The organism is Geminicoccus flavidas, assembly GCF_009806515.1.
Classification (GTDB): domain Bacteria; phylum Pseudomonadota; class Alphaproteobacteria; order Geminicoccales; family Geminicoccaceae; genus Geminicoccus; species Geminicoccus flavidus.
The window spans coordinates 1-2,904 of record NZ_WUJP01000407.1 but is presented as its reverse complement, the minus strand read 5'-3'; the positions used below and the strand labels follow the sequence as shown (position 1 = coordinate 2,904).

Sequence of the window (2,904 nt, the reverse complement as noted above, 5' to 3'; positions counted from 1 at the left end):
CGGGCGTGCTGCCGGTGATCAAGCATCTGCCGGGGCATGGCCGCGCCCAAGTCGACAGCCATGTCGGGCTGCCGGTGGTGACGGCCTCCTTGGACGAGCTGGCGGCGCGCGACTTCGTGCCGTTCCGCACGCTCGCCGACCTGCCGATCGGCATGACCGCCCATATCGTCTTCCCGGCACTGGACCCGGACCGGCCGGCTACCCTGTCCCGGCCGGTCATCGAGGGCGTGATCCGCGGCCAGATCGGCTTTGCCGGGCTCCTGCTCTCCGACGATCTCGGCATGGGCGCGCTCAGCGGCGACCTGAACAACCGGGCGACGGCCTGCCTCGCGGCCGGCTGCGACCTGGCGCTCGCCTGCAGCGGGCGAATCGAGGATGCGCAGGCCCTGGCTGCGGCCCTGCCGGAGCTGGCGGGAGAGGCGGCGCTGCGGCATGCCCGCGCCCTGGCCTTCCGCGGCACCGGGCAGGGGCCGGTCGACCTGGCCGCCGCCGAGCATCATCTGCGCGCGACGCAGCTCGTCGCCTGAAGGAACCAACTTGGCCGATCTGGGGGCGCAGGCCCATATCCTGTCGATCTATCTGATCCCGCTCGTGCTCGCGATCACCATGCACGAGGCGGCCCATGCGCTGGTCGCCGACAAGCTGGGCGACCCGACCGCGCGCCAGCTGGGCCGGGTCAGCCTGAACCCGATCGTGCATGTCGACCCGGTCGGCACCTTCGTGCTGCCGGGCATCCTGCTGCTCTCCGGCAGCCCGTTCCTGTTCGGCTGGGCCAAGCCGGTGCCGGTCAGGTTCGGCTATCTGCACCATCCCCGCCGCGACATGGCGCTGGTGGCGCTGGCCGGGCCCGGGATCAACATCGTGCTGGCGATCGCCGCCGCGATCGCCCGCCATGGCGCGGTCAACGTCGACGGTGCGCTCGGCGAGTGGATCACTGGCAACCTGGATGCGTTCGTCAACGTCAACGTCGTGCTCGCCGTGTTCAACATGCTGCCGCTCCTGCCGATGGACGGCGGGCGGGTGCTCAACGCCATCCTGCCGCCGAAGCTCGCCTGGCAGCATGCCAAGACCGAGCGCTACGGCCTGCTGATCCTGCTGGGCCTCCTGTTCCTGGGCCCGCTGCTGGGCTCGATCTGGGGGATGCGGATCAACCTGATCGACCCGATCCTGCGCCCGCCGGTCGAGTTCGTGTTCCGCTGGGTGTACATTCTGACCGGCTGGGGCGATCCCTTGGGATGAGCGAGGCGGCGGGAAATGAAGAGCGGCCGGAGGACGACGGCTTCACCGTCGCCCTGGACGGCTTCCAGGGCCCGCTCGACCTCCTGCTCGACCTGGCCAGGCGCCAGAAGGTCGACCTGCGCACCCTCGACTTGGTGGCGTTGGTCGACCAGTTCGTGGCCTATCTCCAGGGCGCCAAGCGCCGGGAGCTGACGGTCGCCGCCGACTATCTGGTGATGGCCGCCTGGCTGCTCTGGCTGAAGTCGCGCCTGCTCCTGCCTAAGGCCGAGCCCGACGGCGAGGTCGAGGAGGCGGCCTCGGACCTGGAGGCGCGGCTGCGCCGGCTGGATGCGGTCAAGGCCCTGGCCCTGGCACTGGAGGAGCGGCCGCGGCTCGGCCGGGAGCGACTCGTGCGCGGGGTGGCGGAGAGCTTCGCGCTGGAAACGCGCTACCTGCCGACCGCCTCCCTGACCGACCTGGTCGCCGCCTATGCGGGCCTCAAGCGCAAGCGCAAGGCGGTGATCCTGCGCTTCCCGCCGCCGCCCACCTGGTCGATCGACCAGGCGATGGCGCGCTTCGAGGCCATGGTGAGCGGCACGTCTTGGCGCGAACTGGAAAGCCTCCTGCCGCCCGATCTCGCCGAGGGGTTCGGCCGGCGCACGGCCCTGGCGTCCGGGCTGGTGGCCAGCCTGGAACTGGCGCGGCAGGGGCGGATTGAACTGGTGCAGCACCAGGCCTTCGGCCCGATCATGGTGAGGGGAACGCGATGAGCCGCGAGCTTGGCCTGAGGATCGTGGAGGCGGTGCTGTTCAGCCGGGCGGAGCCCGTGCCGGAGGCGGTGCTCCAGGCGCATTTGCCGGGCGACCTGCATGTGGCCGATCTTCTGCCCGAGCTGGTGCTGGCCTATAGCGGCCGGGGCATCCGGCTGGAGCGGATCGGCCAGGACTGGGCGCTGCGCACCGACCCGGAGATCGCCCCCTATCTGGCCAGGGTCGAGGAGAAGCGGCGCAAGCCGTCGCGCGCGGTCCTGGAGACGCTCGCGGTGATCGCCTGGAAGCAGCCGGTCACCCGGGGCGAGATCGAGCAGGTCCGGGGCGTGGCGCTGGCCCAGGGCACGCTCGAGCAGCTCCTGGACGCCGGCTGGGTGGCACCGGCCGGCCGCCGCGAGGTGCCGGGCCGGCCGATGACCTGGGCGACCACGCCGGCCTTCCTGGACGCGTTCGGCCTGACGAGCCTGGACGACCTGCCGAGACCCGACGACCTGGACGCGCCGGACCTCGTGGTCATGGCGCAGCGCACCGGCGAGGAGGCGGCCGAGCCTGCGGCAGAGGGGCAGGGGGATGCGCCCGGCCATGATTTCGGGGATGAGGTTTCATCGTGATCGGGCTATCCTCCGGAGGCCGCTGGACCATGCCCCCGGGTTCGTCTATCGGTGCGTTCATCGAGGGGTAACCGGACCGCCGGTTGCCCGAAGACGGCAGGCGTGACCTCATCGTGTTCGATCTTGCCTGGTCGGAGATGGCCATCATCCTGGTGGTGGCCCTGGTCGTGGTTGGTCCCAAGGACCTGCCGCGCCTCGCACGCACGCTCGGGCAGTGGGTGGCCAAGGGGCGGGCGATGGCGCGCGAGTTCCAGCGCCATGTTGACGACATGGCCCGCGAGGCCGACCTGCAGGACCTGAAGGAC

At 71.1% G+C, this 2,904-nt stretch carries 5 protein-coding genes; all 5 read left to right on the top strand.

The window, feature by feature from the left end; all coding sequences use genetic code 11:
* On the top strand, positions 1-527 hold a 527-nt coding region (locus EQG76_RS11550; protein ID WP_200840748.1), incomplete at its 5' end, for a glycoside hydrolase family 3 protein.
* A 10-nt stretch (positions 528-537) separates the two neighbouring features.
* On the top strand, positions 538-1,239 hold the full coding sequence (locus tag EQG76_RS11545; RefSeq protein WP_200840747.1) for a site-2 protease family protein: 702 nt from the start codon (positions 538-540) through the stop codon (positions 1,237-1,239).
* Entirely contained in the window at positions 1,236-1,988 is a 753-nt protein-coding gene (locus tag EQG76_RS11540) for a segregation and condensation protein A (RefSeq protein ID WP_159713491.1), read from the top strand. Before EQG76_RS11545 ends, EQG76_RS11540 begins: the two co-directional genes overlap by 4 nt.
* Positions 1,985-2,599, top strand: coding sequence for an SMC-Scp complex subunit ScpB (scpB, locus tag EQG76_RS11535; protein ID WP_159713489.1), 615 nt, complete (start codon positions 1,985-1,987; stop codon positions 2,597-2,599). Before EQG76_RS11540 ends, scpB begins: the two co-directional genes overlap by 4 nt.
* 83 nt (positions 2,600-2,682) lie before the next feature.
* The coding region (gene tatB, locus EQG76_RS11530; protein ID WP_235031321.1) for a Sec-independent protein translocase protein TatB at positions 2,683-2,904 on the top strand (222 nt) is incomplete at its 3' end.

Bases quoted from the DNA above. Each gene is read 5' to 3' on its own strand.
- EQG76_RS11540 (WP_159713491.1), top strand. From the start codon at position 1,236: ATGAGCGAGGCGGCGGGAAATGAAGAGCGGCCGGAGGACGACGGCTTC.
- scpB (WP_159713489.1), top strand. From the start codon at position 1,985: ATGAGCCGCGAGCTTGGCCTGAGGATCGTGGAGGCGGTGCTGTTCAGC.